This window comes from Streptomyces sp. NRRL F-5122 (assembly GCF_001507435.1).
In the GTDB taxonomy this organism is placed as follows: Bacteria; Actinomycetota; Actinomycetes; order Streptomycetales; family Streptomycetaceae; genus Streptomyces; species Streptomyces lannensis.
Window position 1 is genome coordinate 1 of sequence record NZ_LMWH01000311.1, and the last position, 14,283, is coordinate 14,283.

General features: G+C 69.2%; 14 protein-coding genes, 1 pseudogene and 1 riboswitch. Of the genes and pseudogenes, 3 read left to right on the plus strand and 12 right to left on the minus strand.

The features are described from left to right. The 3 genes from ADL25_RS45200 to ADL25_RS45210 all read right to left on the minus strand — a co-directional run. On the minus strand, window positions 1-612 hold a 612-nt coding region (locus tag ADL25_RS45200), incomplete at its 3' end, for a coiled-coil domain-containing protein (RefSeq protein ID WP_420711430.1). Window positions 613-941: 329 nt separating this feature from the next. Continuing rightward, window positions 942-2,291, minus strand: coding sequence for an NYN domain-containing protein (locus tag ADL25_RS45205; protein WP_059133816.1), 1,350 nt, complete (start codon window positions 2,289-2,291; stop codon window positions 942-944). Between the two features lie 34 nt (window positions 2,292-2,325). Further along, window positions 2,326-2,565: a hypothetical protein gene (locus ADL25_RS45210; RefSeq protein WP_059133817.1), complete on the minus strand. Its 240-nt coding sequence runs from the start codon at window positions 2,563-2,565 to the stop codon at window positions 2,326-2,328. Between the two features lie 155 nt (window positions 2,566-2,720). Between ADL25_RS45210 and ADL25_RS45215 the strand changes: the two genes are divergently transcribed. Next, window positions 2,721-3,452, plus strand: a complete 732-nt coding sequence (locus ADL25_RS45215; RefSeq protein WP_059133818.1) for a rhomboid family intramembrane serine protease — start codon at window positions 2,721-2,723, stop codon at window positions 3,450-3,452. Continuing rightward, window positions 3,449-3,730 carry an Lrp/AsnC family transcriptional regulator gene (locus ADL25_RS45220; protein WP_059133819.1) on the plus strand — a complete coding sequence of 94 codons (282 nt, stop codon included), beginning with the start codon at window positions 3,449-3,451 and terminating at the stop codon, window positions 3,728-3,730. Before ADL25_RS45215 ends, ADL25_RS45220 begins: the two co-directional genes overlap by 4 nt. A gap of 519 nt (window positions 3,731-4,249) precedes the next feature. Here the strand turns inward: ADL25_RS45220 and ADL25_RS45225 are convergent. The 6 genes from ADL25_RS45225 to ADL25_RS45250 form a co-directional block, all read right to left on the minus strand. Continuing rightward, window positions 4,250-5,620: an aminotransferase class V-fold PLP-dependent enzyme gene (locus tag ADL25_RS45225; RefSeq protein ID WP_059133820.1), complete on the minus strand. Its 1,371-nt coding sequence runs from the start codon at window positions 5,618-5,620 to the stop codon at window positions 4,250-4,252. Between the two features lie 183 nt (window positions 5,621-5,803). After that, a riboswitch (SAM riboswitch) is annotated at window positions 5,804-5,920 on the minus strand. A gap of 193 nt (window positions 5,921-6,113) precedes the next feature. Further along, window positions 6,114-7,178, minus strand: coding sequence for an anthranilate phosphoribosyltransferase (gene trpD, locus ADL25_RS45230; protein WP_059133821.1), 1,065 nt, complete (start codon window positions 7,176-7,178; stop codon window positions 6,114-6,116). Between the two features lie 137 nt (window positions 7,179-7,315). Then, complete coding sequence (locus ADL25_RS45235; RefSeq protein WP_059133822.1) at window positions 7,316-8,974, minus strand: cytochrome b; 1,659 nt, start codon at window positions 8,972-8,974, stop codon at window positions 7,316-7,318. Continuing rightward, the gene (locus ADL25_RS45240) at window positions 8,971-10,029 is read right to left on the minus strand and encodes a ubiquinol-cytochrome c reductase iron-sulfur subunit (RefSeq protein WP_059133823.1); all 1,059 of its coding nucleotides are present in this window, start codon (window positions 10,027-10,029) and stop codon (window positions 8,971-8,973) included. Before ADL25_RS45240 ends, ADL25_RS45235 begins: the two co-directional genes overlap by 4 nt. Beyond that, a complete protein-coding gene (locus ADL25_RS45245) occupies window positions 10,026-10,838 on the minus strand; it encodes a c-type cytochrome (RefSeq protein WP_059133824.1) in 813 nt (270 codons plus the stop codon). The genes ADL25_RS45240 and ADL25_RS45245 overlap by 4 nt, the downstream gene beginning before the upstream one ends. Window positions 10,839-10,951: 113 nt before the next feature. After that, the gene (locus tag ADL25_RS45250; RefSeq protein ID WP_059133825.1) at window positions 10,952-11,572 is read right to left on the minus strand and encodes a cytochrome c oxidase subunit 3; all 621 of its coding nucleotides are present in this window, start codon (window positions 11,570-11,572) and stop codon (window positions 10,952-10,954) included. 186 nt (window positions 11,573-11,758) lie between these two features. Between ADL25_RS45250 and ADL25_RS45255 the strand changes: the two genes are divergently transcribed. Next, on the plus strand, window positions 11,759-12,160 hold the full coding sequence (locus ADL25_RS45255) for a response regulator transcription factor (protein ID WP_059133826.1): 402 nt from the start codon (window positions 11,759-11,761) through the stop codon (window positions 12,158-12,160). Window positions 12,161-12,277: 117 nt separating this feature from the next. Here ADL25_RS45255 and ADL25_RS45260 read toward each other — a convergent pair whose 3' ends face one another. From ADL25_RS45260 to ADL25_RS45270, 3 genes and pseudogenes are all read right to left on the minus strand, one after another. Beyond that, window positions 12,278-13,579 carry a L,D-transpeptidase gene (locus ADL25_RS45260; protein ID WP_059133827.1) on the minus strand — a complete coding sequence of 434 codons (1,302 nt, stop codon included), beginning with the start codon at window positions 13,577-13,579 and terminating at the stop codon, window positions 12,278-12,280. A gap of 128 nt (window positions 13,580-13,707) precedes the next feature. Next, window positions 13,708-14,106, minus strand: a complete 399-nt coding sequence (locus tag ADL25_RS45265; protein ID WP_059133828.1) for a cytochrome c oxidase subunit 4 — start codon at window positions 14,104-14,106, stop codon at window positions 13,708-13,710. Next, a pseudogene (locus tag ADL25_RS45270) lies at window positions 14,103-14,283 on the minus strand (cytochrome ubiquinol oxidase subunit I); the annotation flags it as partial. The pseudogene ADL25_RS45270 and the gene ADL25_RS45265, both read right to left, overlap by 4 nt.

The window sequence follows — 14,283 nt, forward strand, 5'->3', positions numbered from 1 at the left end:
GGCCGCGCGCTCCTGCGCGGTGAGGCTGTTGAGCAGCTTCTGCGCGTCGGCGAGCTTGCCCTGGACTTCCTTCTTCTTCTTGCCGAGTTCGGTGCGGGTGGAGGCCAGGTCCTTGAGCTTGTCGGTGGCTTCCTGCCGCTCCTGGGCCAGTTCGCGCTGCTTCTCCTGGATCTTCTTCAGCGCCTCGACCTGCTGGCCGCTCAGCTGGTCCAGCGTCGACGCCTTGTCCAGGTAGTCGTCCGGGTCCGCCGACAGGAAGAGCTGGATGGACGGGTCGATGCTGCCGCTGCGGTACTGGGCGCTGGCCATCGTGCCGATGCCGTCGCGCAGCTGGTTGAGCTCGTCCTGCCCCCGGGCGACCTTGTCCTGCAGGGTGGAGATGTCCTTCTCCAGCTTGTCCTGCTTCTCCTTGGCCCCGTCGTAGGCCTCGGTGGCCTTCTCCGCCTCTTCGTAGAGCTTGTCGACCTTGGACTTGACCTCGTCCTTGCTCGGCTTGGCGCTGGGGGCGGCGTTGGCGGCCTGGGCGCTGAGGACAACGGCTGCGGCCGCTGCGGTGGTGAGCACGGTCACACGTGCGCGGCTCGGCTGCTTGGGTCGACGGTGGGACGCCACGGAGGCGAGCTCCTTCTTCCTTCAGCCGCCTACCGACACGCCGGTGGGCGGGCCCCTCCGCCGCCAACCACCCCTTGTGAGTGATCGCCCGTGCGGAGGTTCGAAGCCCGACCCTAGTGACCTCTCTGTGATCAGTTCAAATCCCGAGCCGGAAAATCTCGGTCACGCAATGCATTCTTTGCACAGAACTCACGTGCAGTGATACCGCCTTGACACTACGTTGCGTGGTGATCCGCTCAATTCGGGCAAGCCGCACGGATGTTGCGCTTGGTGCGTTGGTTACCCATGGGATGTTCGGCGCAAGCGGCCAGGCTGCGACCAATTGCCCGTTACGCCCTGGAAAGTCGCTTGAGCAACATGATCGACGCGACCGGGCGCGCACCCGCCCTCGCGACCCCGTCGGCCACCTCGCGGTCGGTCGAGGCGACGATGACCGGTCGGCCCGGGGGTTCCGCGCGCACCAGTTGGCGGATCAACTCGTCGGCGGTCACGTCGGGTTTGGAGAACAGCACCCGCACCCCGCGCGGCGGCGCGAGCAGCACGGGGGCGGCCAGTTCCGCTCCGTCGAAGACGCACGTCACCTCGGCGCCGGTCTGCGCGGCCAGCTGGGAGAGCTGCCCGAGGAGCCTGAGCCGCTGCTTCTCCAGCGGCATCTGCGGATAGCCGGTCTTGGTGACGTTGTAGCCGTCGACGACCAGATGCGCCTGAGGCAGCGCGAGCAACTGGTCGAGGATCGCGGGATCGTTCTCGGACAGCGCGCGGGCGGCGATGTCCTTCGGGGTCATTCGTCCCGGTTCGACCGCGTCCACCGTCTCGGCGGGCCGTACGGACAGCGGCGGCAGCGCCAGTTCCCGCCGCAGCCCTTGGGCGGCGTCCAGCACCGTGTCGAGCAGCAGCCGGACCCGCATGTCCGCGACGCTGCGGCCCTCGCGCGCCGCTCTACGGGCCGCCTCCAGGGCGGCCTCCGCCTCGCCGAGCCGCGCCCTGAGCCGCCGGGCCTCGCTCTCGGCGGCGGACAACTGCGCCTGCCCCTCGGCCCGTACGGAGTCCATCTCGACCCGGACCTTGCGCAGGGCCGCCTCGCCGCGCTTGACGTCACTGAGGGCCGAGCGCAACTTGCGGTGAAGCGATTCGGCTTCCTTGCGCGAGGAGTCGACCTCCGCGCGCAGCCGCTCCGTCTCGGTGCGGGTCTGTGCCCGGGCGGCCGTCAACTCCGCCCGCAGCCGCTCCAGCTCGGCCCGGCTCTCCTCGTCCGCGCGCTCGGCGTCCGCCCGCTGGGCCTCCTCGCCGGCGGCGGTGACCAGCTTCACCCAGCCTGCCGGGCGCAGTACATAGGCCGCGGCCGCCACGTCGAGCGGGTCCGCGGCGGGCGGCGGCGAACCGGCGTCGAGTGCGCCGGCGAGTTCCGGTTGCGTCTCCCTGAGCTTCTCCCCGATGCGCTGGCGGAACACCGCATCGGTCTCCAGGGCCGACGCCATGGCATTGCCGGCGAACTTCGCCCGGCGGTTCGGGGTGAACCGGGCATACTGTCGCAGCTGCACGGGCAGTTCGCCGAGGGTCAGACCGCCGAAGCTCTCCGACACGATCTGCACAACGCGGCGGCGCACGCCGTCGGGCAGCGGCCGGTCGAGCACCTCAGCGGCGCCGTCGGCCGGCTCCCCGCCTATGGTCTCCACCATCCGTCACCCCACTGTCCGTGCGGGACCGCCTCCCTCAGGAGCCGGCGCCCGGCCTGTCCACGAGCTCCACCTGATCCAGGGCGTTGCACCAGCGGCAACGCACCGATTCGATGGTCTCACTGACCACCTCGCGCTCCTCGACCTTCGGCTCCCCGGCGAGATCGAGGTGCACATACTCGACGACCTTCGACGAGCGGGTGACGTCGAACCGCGTGAGGTTTCCGCACAGGGTGCAGCGCCAGCGGGTCGTCTCGTTCGGGAGGGGAACCGTCATCGTGGCCGCTCTTCCTTCTTCCAGTCTCCGTGATGCGCCAGTTTCCCTGGAGCGTGTGGCTCGTAACCCTACGGCCTGGCGGGTACTCGCCGCCCGTCCGTCTGTGCGGCGAGGCACTCTGCATGGATCGGTCCGGTTGCGCCATGCTCTGTCCCATGATCAGCACCTGGAGGAGGGTGGCCGCCGGAGCGCTGCGGGCGCAGTCGGCGCCGGTGACGTACGGGCTGATCGTCCTGTGCTGTCTGATCTTCTTGATCGGGCCGGCCGCGGGACTGAATCCGGCCTACGGCACCGGGGACGAACTGCTGGCCGCCCAGCGGTCCTATTTCGCCCGTTGGGGAGTGGTGCCCGTGGAACTGTTCAGCGGGGCACCACGCGCGGCGCTCACCCCCGCGACGGCGCTGTTCGTACACGGCAGCTGGGTGCATCTGCTGGGCAACATGCTGTTCCTCTACGTCTTCGGGGCGATGGCCGAGGAGCGGATGGGCCACCTGGAGTTCGCCCTGTTCTACCTGGGCTGCGGCTACCTGGCGCTGCTCGGGTACGCGGCGGCCAACGCCGAGTCGGCTCAGACGCTGGTCGGGGCCTCCGGAGCCATCTCCGCGGTCCTCGGCGCCTTTCTGTTCCTGTTCCCCAAGGCCAGGGTGACCAGTCTCTTCCCGTTCCTTCTCTTCCTGCCGCTGCGCTTTCCGGCCTGGGTCGTGCTGCCCTTCTGGGCGAGCCTTCAGTGGATGGCGGCGGGCCGTGCCGAGCAGGGGCCGGGGGTCGCCTATCTGGCCCACCTGGTCGGCTTCACGCTGGGCTTCGGCTACGCATGGGTGCGCTACGGCCGTACGAGTAGGGTGAAACCCCCAGCCCAGGCCCCCGAGGGAGAACACCAGCCGTGATCACCGCGATCGTCCTCATCAAGACCAGCGTGGACCGGATCCCCGAGATCGCCGAGTCGATCGCCGCGCTGGACTGTGTCAGCGAGGTCTTCTCCGTCACCGGCACCTACGACCTGATCGCCATGGTCCGGGTGAAGGCCCATGACGACCTGGCGGACGTCATCCCCGGCCGGATCAGCAAGATCCAGGGCGTACTGGCCACCGACACGCATGTCGCCTTCCGCACGTACTCCCAGCACGACCTGGAGGCCGCGTTCGCGATCGGGCTCGACAACTAGACCGGTACCTCCGAAGCGGTGACACCCTTGACGGCGGCCATGTGGACACGGCCCCCGCCGACCCGCCCGTGGTCCCCGCCGGCGGAACCGGATGCGAGGCGCCCGCCCCGCTCCCGCAAGGCCGGGGACATCGCCCGCAGGGGTCTTCCGCGAGGCCGCGACACACCTCCGCGGCGTCCATCGGGCCTCCCCCCGTACTGCCGGACGACGTCCGAAGCCCGCCCGGTCACGGCCGGGGAGGGCCCCTCTCCGGCCGGTGGCGACTCCGCGCACGGCGAGCAGCACCCACGGCGGTCACCGCGCGCCACGGCCGACGCCGGCGGGAGGCGCCGGTACCGGTGCCCGTCGACGGAGACGGGGTCCGCCGGGTCCCGGCCGCACCACCGCGTCGCGCGGGGCGGGACCCTTCACGAACTCCTCGGCCGCTCACCGCCGTTCACCCTCGGTGTGTGCGCCGCCCCGGCGCCGCCCACGGCCTGCGGGGCTCGTCCCTCCCCTGAGCGGACGGGGCTCGGTGGATCACACCGTCGGCACGCAACGACCGCCCTCGGTACGGTAGTTCCACTTCGCACCCTCGCTGACGAGCTCCTTGACCGCGCGGACGAACCGCTCGACGTGCTCGTCGGGCGTGCCCGCGCCGAAGCTGACGCGGATCGCGTTGAGGGACTTCTCGCCGGGCGCGGCCTCGGGAGCGCCGCACTCGCCCTGGGTCTGCGGGTCGCTGCCCAGCAGGGTGCGCACCAGCGGGTGGGCGCAGAACAGGCCGTCGCGGACGCCGATGCCGTACTCCGCGGAGAGCGCGGCGGCGAAGTGGGAGCTGTTCCAGCCCTCGACGACGAAGGAGATGACACCGACGCGAGGCGAGTCGTCACCGAAGAGGGACAGCACCTTCACCTCGGGTACCTCGGCGAGCCCTTCCCCGACGGTGCGGATCAGGTGCCGCTCGCGGGCCACCAGCGTGTCGAAGCCGGCCTCGGTGAGGGCCTTGCAGGCGGAGGCGATGGCGTAGGCGCCGATGACGTTGGGCGAGCCCGCCTCGTGCCGCGCGGCGCTCTCGTGCCACTCGACGTCCACTCCCCCGTCGGTGCGCCGGGTGACCTTGCGGCTGGCACCGCCGCCCGCGAGATACGGCTCGGCATCGCGCAGCCAGTCGGCGCGGCCGGCCAGGACTCCCGCCCCGAAGGGCGCGTACAGCTTGTGCCCGGAGAAGGCGACCCAGTCGACGTCGAGGTCGCGGACCGACACCGGGTGGTGCGGGGCCAGCTGGGCGGCGTCCAGCACGATACGGGCGCCGTGAGCATGGGCGGTCGCCGCGAGCTCGCGCACCGGCCACAGCTCACCGGTGACGTTGGACGCGCCGGTGACGCAGACCAGCGCCGGGCCCGAGGCGCGGGAAGGGTCGCGGTGCGCCAGTGCGCGCTCCAGGGTCTCGACGGCCTGTCGCGGAGTGCTCGGGGCGTCGAGGTAGGTCACCTGCGCGTCCCGCCACGGCAGCAGCGAGGCGTGGTGCTCGGTCTCGAAGACGAAGACCTCGCAGCCGGCCGGGACCACGGCGGCCAGGAGGTTCAGCGAATCGGTGGTGGACCGGGTGAAGACGACCTGGTCGTCCTCCCGGCAGTCGAGGAACTCCGCGACCGTCACGCGAGCGTTCTCGAACAGGTCGGTGGAGAGCTGCGAGAGGTAACCGGCACCGCGGTGGACACTGCCGTAGTACGGGGCGTAGGCCGCCACGTCGTCCCAGACCCGCTGGAGCGCCGGGGCGCTGGCCGCGTAGTCGAGCGCGGCGTAGGTGACCTCGCCGCCGGTGACGAGCGGGACGGTCACATCCCGTCCGAGAACGGGCAGCGGGGAACAAACGGACCGGTCGGATGCAACGGTGGAGACGGACATGGGTGCACTCCCGTGAGGACAGGTGGATTCGCCGTGCCGGACGGTGCGCATGACGGCGCGTGGAGGTGTCGACGGCACACGAAGGGGTGAAAGGGGATGCGGAGGCGGGGCTCTGCGGCCCTAGCGCATTCGCTTGCTCACGGAAGGCTCCCTCGAACGACCAGGACCCCTGGTGACGCGAGGGGTCCGCGCTTGCCGCAGACCTCGCTGCCTGCGGCCTGGTCCTCACCCGGGGCACCCCGCCACGGACGGAGGGTTGCCGGACAGCCGGCCGGGGCCGAATGGCTGTCGCTCATGACCTGCGCAGGACATTAGAGGGGTGATCGATCGGCTGCAACTTCTGTCCGGATACCGGGACGCACCGGGGGTCACGGGAGGCGCTCAGGAGGGGACGGTCCCCCCTACGGCGACGGGCGTGCACCACGGCATGGGCCCGGAGACAGCTCGGGCAGACCACGGCGGAAGAGACCGCGGCCCGCCCGGAGCGGTGGTGCTAGGCGTGGCTCGCGGCCACCCAGCGGTCGAGGACGCTCTTGGCCGCTCCCGAGTCGATCGACTCCGCCGCCCTGTCCATGCCCGCCCGGATCCGGTCCACCAGGGGGCCCTCGGCCCGCTCCAGCGCCACGAGGGCCGCGGCGGAGTTCAGCAGCACGGCGTCACGCACCGGGCCCGTCTCACCGTCGAGCAGCCGCCGTGCGACCTCGGCGTTGTAGGAGGCGTCGGCGCCCCGCAGCGCCTCCACCGGCACCAGCTCGATACCGACGTCCCGCGGGTCGAAGGCCTCCTCGGTGACCTTGCCGTCGCGGACCACCCACACCCGGGACGTCGACGTCGTCGTCAGCTCGTCCAGCCCGTCGTCGCCCCGGAACACCAGGGAGGAGTTCCCGCGCTCCGCGAGGACCCCGGCGACGATGGGCGCCATCCGCGGGTCCGCGACCCCGACCGCCTGCGCCTTCACCTTCGCCGGGTTCGTCAGCGGGCCCAGGACGTTGAACGTCGTACGGATGCCCAGCTGTCCGCGTGCCGCGGCCACGTGCCGCAGCGCCGGGTGGAACTTGACCGCGAAGCAGAAGGTGATCCCGGCCCGCTCGGCCACCTCGGCCACCCGGTGCACCGGCAGCTCCAGATTGACGCCGAGCTTCTCCAGCACGTCCGAGGCACCGGACGCGGAGGACGCGGCCCGGTTGCCGTGCTTGACGACCTTGGCGCCGGCGCCGGCCACCACGATCGACGACATCGTGGAGATGTTCACGGTCTTCGCGCCGTCACCGCCCGTACCGACGATGTCGACCGTCGGCCCCGGCACCTCGATGACGTTCGCGTGCTCGTACATCGCCCGGACGAGCCCGGTGATCTCCGCGACCGTCTCGCCCTTGGCCCGCAGCGCCACGGCGAAGCCGGCGATCTGGGCGTCGGTCGCCTCGCCCCGCATGATGCGGTCCATCGCCCAGGCCGTGTCGTCGGCGCTCTGGTCACGGCCCTCGAGCAGCCCGTTCAGTACCTGGGGCCAGGAACGGACCGCCGCGGTGTCGCCTCCGGCGGGGTTCACAGCGCTCATAAGCCGCTCCTGGGTGGTGGCCCCGACATGGGGCTCGGGTGTCGAACAGCTCCACCCTATCCAGCCCGGGACACGGCGAAGGGCCCCGTCCATGACTGGACGGGGCCCTTCGATCGTGGCGTGGCGCGCCGCAGCGATCAGTGGTGGCCGTGGCCGCTCGTGAGCTCCTTGTACTCGTCGACCGTCGGCTTGGGAATCTGGTTGGCGTCCCCGTAGTAGGCGCCGCTCAGCTTGGAGCGCAGCTTCTCCGAGCCCTTGATCTTCCGCTCGACACCGTTCTCGTCGACCGTCGGGCCGATCTCGACCGGCTGGTACTGCTCGTGCGAGGTGAGCGTGTGCAGCTGCTCCTGGCTGAGCGGCTCGTGCACCTCGATGAACTCACCGTGCGGCAGCCGCTTGATGATGCCCGACTCGCGGCCGTGCAGCACCTTGTCGCGGTCGCGGCGCTGGAGACCCAGGCAGATCCGCTTGGCCGCGATGAACACGAGCACCGGCACCACGAAGAAGGCGATGCGGACGAACCAGGTGATCGCGTTGATCGACAGGTGGAAGTGCGTCGCCCAGAGGTCGTTTCCACCACCGACGAGCAGCACGAAGTACCAGGAGATCCACGCGGCGCCGAAGGCGGTACGCGTCGGGGCGTTGCGCGGGCGGTCCAGGATGTGGTGCTCGCGCCTGTCGCCGGTGACCCAGGCCTCGATGAACGGGTACACCGCGATCGCGACGAGGACCAGCGGGAAGATCACCAGCGGGATGAACACGCCCAGGACGAGCGTGTGACCCCAGAAGTTGACCTCCCAGCCCGGCATCACACGGATCAGGCCCTCGGAGAAGCCCATGTACCAGTCGGGCTGGGCGCCGGTGGACACCTGGTCCGGACGGTAGGGGCCGATGGCCCAGATCGGGTTGATCTGTGCGATCGCCGCGACGGCCGCGATGACACCGAAGACCAGGAAGAAGAAGCCTCCGGCCTTGGCCATGTAGACCGGCATCAGCGGCATGCCGACGACGTTGTTGTTCGTCTTTCCGGGGCCCGCGAACTGCGTGTGCTTGTGGTAGACGACCAGGATCAGGTGGCCGACCACCAGACCGAGCATGATGCCCGGCAGCAGCAGGATGTGGATCGAGTAGAACCGGGCCACGAAGTCGCCGCCCGGGAACTGACCGCCGAAGAGGAAGAACGACAGGTACGTGCCGACGATCGGCACGGACAGGATCGCGCCCTCCATGAAGCGGACACCGGTGCCGGAGAGCAGGTCGTCCGGGAGCGAGTAGCCGGTGAAGCCGGTGAACATGCCGAGGACGAACAGCAGGAAGCCGAAGACCCAGTTGATCTCACGCGGCTTGCGGAACGCGCCCGTGAAGAACACGCGCATCATGTGCACGAACATGCCGGCGAGGAAGACCAGCGCCGCCCAGTGGTGGATCTGCCGGATCAGCAGACCGCCGCGGACGTCGAAGCTGATGTGCAGCGTCGAGTTGAACGCCTCGCTCATCATCTGGCCCTGGAGCGGCACGTAACTGCCGTGGTACACCACCTCGTTCATCGACGGGTGGAAGAACAGCGTCAGATACACACCCGTGAGGATGATGATCAGGAAGCTGTAGAGGCAGACCTCGCCCAACATGAACGACCAGTGGTCGGGGAAGATCTTGCGCATGTTGGACTTGGCCAGGGTGTAGACACCCAGGCGGCCGTCCGCCCAGTCCGCGAGGCGCTCGCCGGCCGGTGCCCGTCCGCGCGAGCCGCCCGCCGCGTCCCCGGCGGGGTTCGGGTTGGTCGATGCAGTACTCATCCGCGCTCCCAGAAAGCAGGACCGACGGGCTCTTCGAAGTCGCCGAGCGCCTCGAGGTAGCCGTCCGCGTTCACGCCGATGCGCAGCTGCGGCAGGGCGTGACCGGCCGGGCCGAAGATGACCCGGGCACCGTCGGAGAGGTCGAAGGTGGACTGGTGGCACGGGCAGAGGACGTGGTGTGTCTGCTGCTCGTACAGGGAGATCGGGCAACCGACGTGGGTGCAGATCTTGGAGAACGCCACGATGCCCTGGTGGGACCACTCGAGTTCCCGCTTGTCCTTGATGTTGTCCGGCTGCAGCCGGACGATCATCAGGGCGGCCTTGGCGATCTCGGTCTGGAAGTCCTCGTTGTTCTCCTCCAGGCCCTCGGGCTTGGCGAAGGTGAGCGAACCCACCGCGACGTCCGAGGGACGCAGCGGCTCGTTCGTGTTCATGTTGACGAGGAGCTTGCCCTTGGACCAGAGCGTGTGCCGCAGCTTGGTGCCGGGCAGCGGGCCCAGGTCGCGCAGCAGCATGACACCGGAGAGCGGGAACAGGGCCAGCGCGCCGAACATCGTGTTGCGGATCAGCTTGCGGCGACCCAGCTGGGACTCCTTGGCGCCCTGCTTGAAGTCGGCGAGGACCTTCGTCTTCACCTCCGGCGACGCCTCGACCGGGTGACGCTCGTCGGCGATCTCCATGTCGGACATCAGGGTGCGGGCCCAGTGGACCGCACCCGCGCCGATCGCGAACAGCGCCACACCGAGCGTCAGCCCCAGCGCGAAGTTCATCGCGCTGAGGTGCCCGATCGGGAAGACGAAGATCGACTTGTCCGTCGGGATCGTGACGTAGGAGGCGATGAACCCGAGGGTCGCCAGCATCGACACGGTGAACAGCATGGCGACCGTGCGCTCGGAGCGCCTGGCGGCCTGTTCGTCGATGTCCTGGACGCGGTGCTCGTGGGGCGGCAGCCCCGGGTCGGCGAACGGGTTCTCCTCGTCCGCGACCGTCACGGCACCGTGTGCGGTGTCCTGCTCAGCGGGCAGGTTCTCTTCTGGAATGTCGTGGCTACTCATGACTTCTTGGCCTTTGCGGTCCGAGCGGCGACCCAGACGGCGAGCACGATCAGTGCGCCCAGGCCGAAGATCCAGGCGAACAGGCCCTCGGAGACCGGTCCGAGACCGCCGAGCTCGAGGCCGCCGGGGTTGTCGGTCTGGTCACCGTTGACCGCGTTGAGGTACGCGATGATGTCCTTCTTGTTCTGCTGCGACAGCGTGGTGTCGGGGAACGACGGCATGTTCTGCGGGCCGGTCTGCATGGCCTCGTAGATGTGCTTCGGGGCGACGCCCTCGAGGCTCGGCGCGAACTTGCCGTGCGTCAGCGCACCACCCTTACCCGTGAAGTTGTGGCACTGCGCGCAGTTGGTGCGGAACAGCTCGCCGCCCTTGGCGATGTCGGCGCCCTCGGGGCTGTAGTCGTTCGTCGTCGGGACGGCCGGGCCGGCACCGAGAGAAGAGATGTACGCCGCGAGCTGGTCGATCTGGGCCTGCGAGTAGATGTTCTTCTTCTTCGTCACCTGGGGGCCCTGCGAGGTGGCGGCGGGCATGCGACCGGTACCGACCTGGAAGTCGACCGCCGCCGCACCCACACCCACCAGGCTGGGTCCGTCGGACGAGCCCTGACCGCCGGTGCCGTGGCAGCTGGCACAGCCCACCTGGTAGAGCTTCTTGCCCTCCTCGATGGCGAGGGACTGGGCGGTGTCATCGGCCTGCGCCTTGTCGGCGGGCGCGAACGCGGCGTACAGCCCCCCGGAGAGCGTCAGCGCGATGAGTAGGACGACGAGCGCCGCCATCGGATGGCGTCGTCGTGCGGAGAGCTTTTTCACGGATTACCCCGGTGTCAGGATCTTCTGCGTCGATGCTTCTGGAAATGGATCGGATCGTCGCGGGCGATCGGTTCTCCCCGATCGGGGAGACGTCCGCCGCGGCCGACGGCCGACTACTTGATCATGTAGATCGTGGCGAAGAGGCCGATCCAGACGACATCGACGAAGTGCCAGTAGTAGGACACGACGATGGCGGCGGTCGCCTGCTCATGGGTGAACCTCCGCGCCGCGTAGGTGCGGCCGAGGACCAGCAGGAAGGCGATGAGACCACCCGTCACATGCAGGCCGTGGAACCCGGTGGTCAGGTAGAACACCGAGCCGTACGGGTCCGAGGAGAGCGAGAGGCCGTCCTTCTTGACCAGCTCGGTGTACTCGAAGATCTGCCCGCCGACGAAGATCGCACCCATGATGAAGGTGACGATGAACCAGCCCCGGAGCTTCTTCACGTCACCGCGCTCGGCAGCGAACACGCCGAGCTGGCAGGTGAGGGAGGAGAGCACCAGGATCGTGGTGTTGGTCGCCGAGAACGGGAAGTTGAGATGGCTCGCCATCTCCTTCCAGTGGGTCGGCCCGGTCACCGATCGCAGGGTGAAGTACATCGCGAAGAGGGCCGCGAAGAACATCAGCTCGGAACTCAGCCAAATGATGGTTCCGACGCTGGTGAGGTTCGGCCGGTTGACCGACGGGTGCGCGTGCCCGGTTTCTACTGTCGTTGCTGTCGCCACGACCGACATTATGTCGGTCCCTTATCCCGCCCTCACTCCGGGGGGTGCCGTTCGGAGTGTCCGCACCGTGTGTACTGCCCGGATGGCCCATCGAAGGCCTGTCCGAACCGGTGTTGACCACGAGTCCGAGGGAGTAGCATCCGCCCCAACGGTCCGTCCCGAGGGCGGCGGACACCAGTGCGTACCGGAGGAAGCATGCAGCCGACCGCCACGGTCCTGGTCTACAGCGACGACTCCACCACCCGCGAACAGGTGCGGCTCGCGGCCGGGCGCAGGCCCGCCCCGGACGTCCCCGCGGTCGAGTTCGTGGAGTGCGCGACACCGGGCGCCGTCCTCAAGGAGCTGGACCGGGGCGGTATCGACGTGTGCGTCCTGGACGGCGAGGCCGTGCCGATGGGCGGGATGGGCGTCTGCCGGCAGATCAAGGACGAGATCTTCAACTGCCCGCCGGTGCTGGTGCTGATCGCGCGGCCGCAGGACGCCTGGCTGGCGACGTGGAGCCGTGCGGATGCGGCGGTGGCGCTCCCGGTCGAGCCGGTGGAGTTCGCGTCGGCCCTGGCCGATCTGCTGCGTCGTAAGGCCCTTCTGAGCGCCTGAGAGCCGGGTCGCCCGGTGCGAGGGCGACAGCCGTTCCCTCCTGGTCCGTCGTACCCGCACGGCGGAGCCGCACGATGTTCCGGTCCCGCGCCCCTGACGGGGCGCGGAGGGCCCGTCTCAGATCGATTCAGGGCGCAGTCGTGCCCGGTCCTGGGCGTTCGTGCCGCTGTCGGCGGCCAGGGCGCTGCCCTTGCGCCACTTCGCCCAGTCGACGTTCCAGTCGCCGAACCCGTTGCCGAACGGCTCCATCTCCTTGCCGTAGGAGTTGACGACCTTGACGATGTCACCCTGCTGCACGGTGTCGTAGAACCACTGGGCCTGCCCGTTGCTCATGCCGGTGCAGCCGTGGCTCACGTTGGCGTATCCCTGTGAGCCCACGGACCAGGGCGCCGCGTGCACATACTCGCCGCTGAAGGTGACCTGGGCCGCCCAGTAGACCATCAGGTCGTACGAATCGCTCGAGTTCTGCGAGATGCCGATCGAGGTACCGCGCATGCGTACGACGTACTGCTTGCCCAGTACGACCTTGACACCGTTGCGTGTCTCGTAGCCGGGCTTGCCCGTGGTGATGGGTATCCGCCGCAGGACCTGGTCGTTCTTGTAGACCGTCATCTGGTGCGCGGCGGCGTCCGTGACCGCGATGACGCGGTCGCCCGTGGTCATCTTCACGGACTTCGCCTCGCCGCCCCACAGGCGGTCGCCGATCTTCATGCCCGCGAGGTTGCTGTGGGCCGTGACGGTGGCGTGGGCGGGCCAGTAGTCCTGAGGGCGGAAGTGCAGCTTCTTGTCGTCCACCCAGTACCAGGAGCCCTGGACCGCGGGCACGGAGTCCACCTTCAGGGCTCTCTCGACGACGGCCCTGGACACCTTGTCCTTGACGGGCTCGCTGAGTTCGGCGGTGACGGGTTCACCGACGCCGTAGGTACCGGTCTTGGGCCCGAAGGTGACGTTGAGCGTCTTGCTCTTGGGAGTACCGGTGTCGAACTCGATGACCTTGCGGCCCTGTGCACCGTCGTCGTCCTCGGTGCTCACCCGGACCGTGTAGTGGGTGCCTGCGGCCAGGGGGGAGGTGCTGTGCCAGCGGCTGCCGTCGGCGGCGAGTTCACCGGCGACCTGGCGCCCTTGGGAGTCGGTGGCCGTCACGTCCGTGATGCGTCCGTCATCACCCGAGGCGGTGATCTCCAGGGGCTTGTCGGGGTCGACCTTCTTGTCGGAGTCGGCGGGGGCGTTGTAGGAGACCTCGTCCGCCGCGTCGTACGGGCCGGCGGAGAGCGGGTTGCCGTCGTACCCGCAGCCGGCGAGCCCCGCGCCGAGGGCTATCGCGAGCAGCGAGCAACTGACGGCGGTGCGGTGTCGCGGGCGTGCCGGTAGGCGCCTGTCGGGTCCGGCGTCGCCCCGGAAGAACACTGTGTGGCTCATGACCTCACGCTAGGGACGTCTGTCGGCCGCGGCGCGCGGAGAGAGCCGTGCGGGGGACGCAACTCACGGCAAAAGAGGGAGCCCGGCACTCCTGACGGAGTGTCGGGCTCCCGTGCACTGGGTGCGTGTTACTGGGTGCGGTTCTCGCCGCGGTAGTACTCGAAGACCCAGCCCCACAGGCCCACCAGGATCAGCGGGGCCGAGAAGTACAGCAGCCACCAGCCGATCGCGATGCCCAGGAAGGCGAGCGCGCCACCGACACCGAGGGCGAGCGGCTGCCAGCTGTGCGGGCTGAAGAAGCCGACCTCGCCGGCGTCGTCCGCGACGTCGGCCTCCTTGTTGTCCTGGGCACCCGTGTCGACCCGCCGGGCCGTGAAGGCCAGGTAGTAGCCGATCATGATGCTCAGGCCGAAGGCCAGGAAGAGCGCGGTGGTACCGGCCGGCTCCTTGGACCACAGGCCGTAGATGACGGCCATGGCCAGGATGAAGACGGCCAGCCAGATGAACATCTTGCCCTGGATCTTCACTTGCCGGCCTCCTTGCCACCGGAGACGGCCTTGCTACCGGCACCCGCGTGCTCGAGCTGTTCGAGCGCGGTGATCTCCGGGTGGTGCAGGTCGAAGGCGGGGGATTCGGAACGGATGCGCGGCAGGGTGAGGAAGTTGTGCCGCGGGGGCGGGCAGGAGGTCGCCCACTCGAGGGAA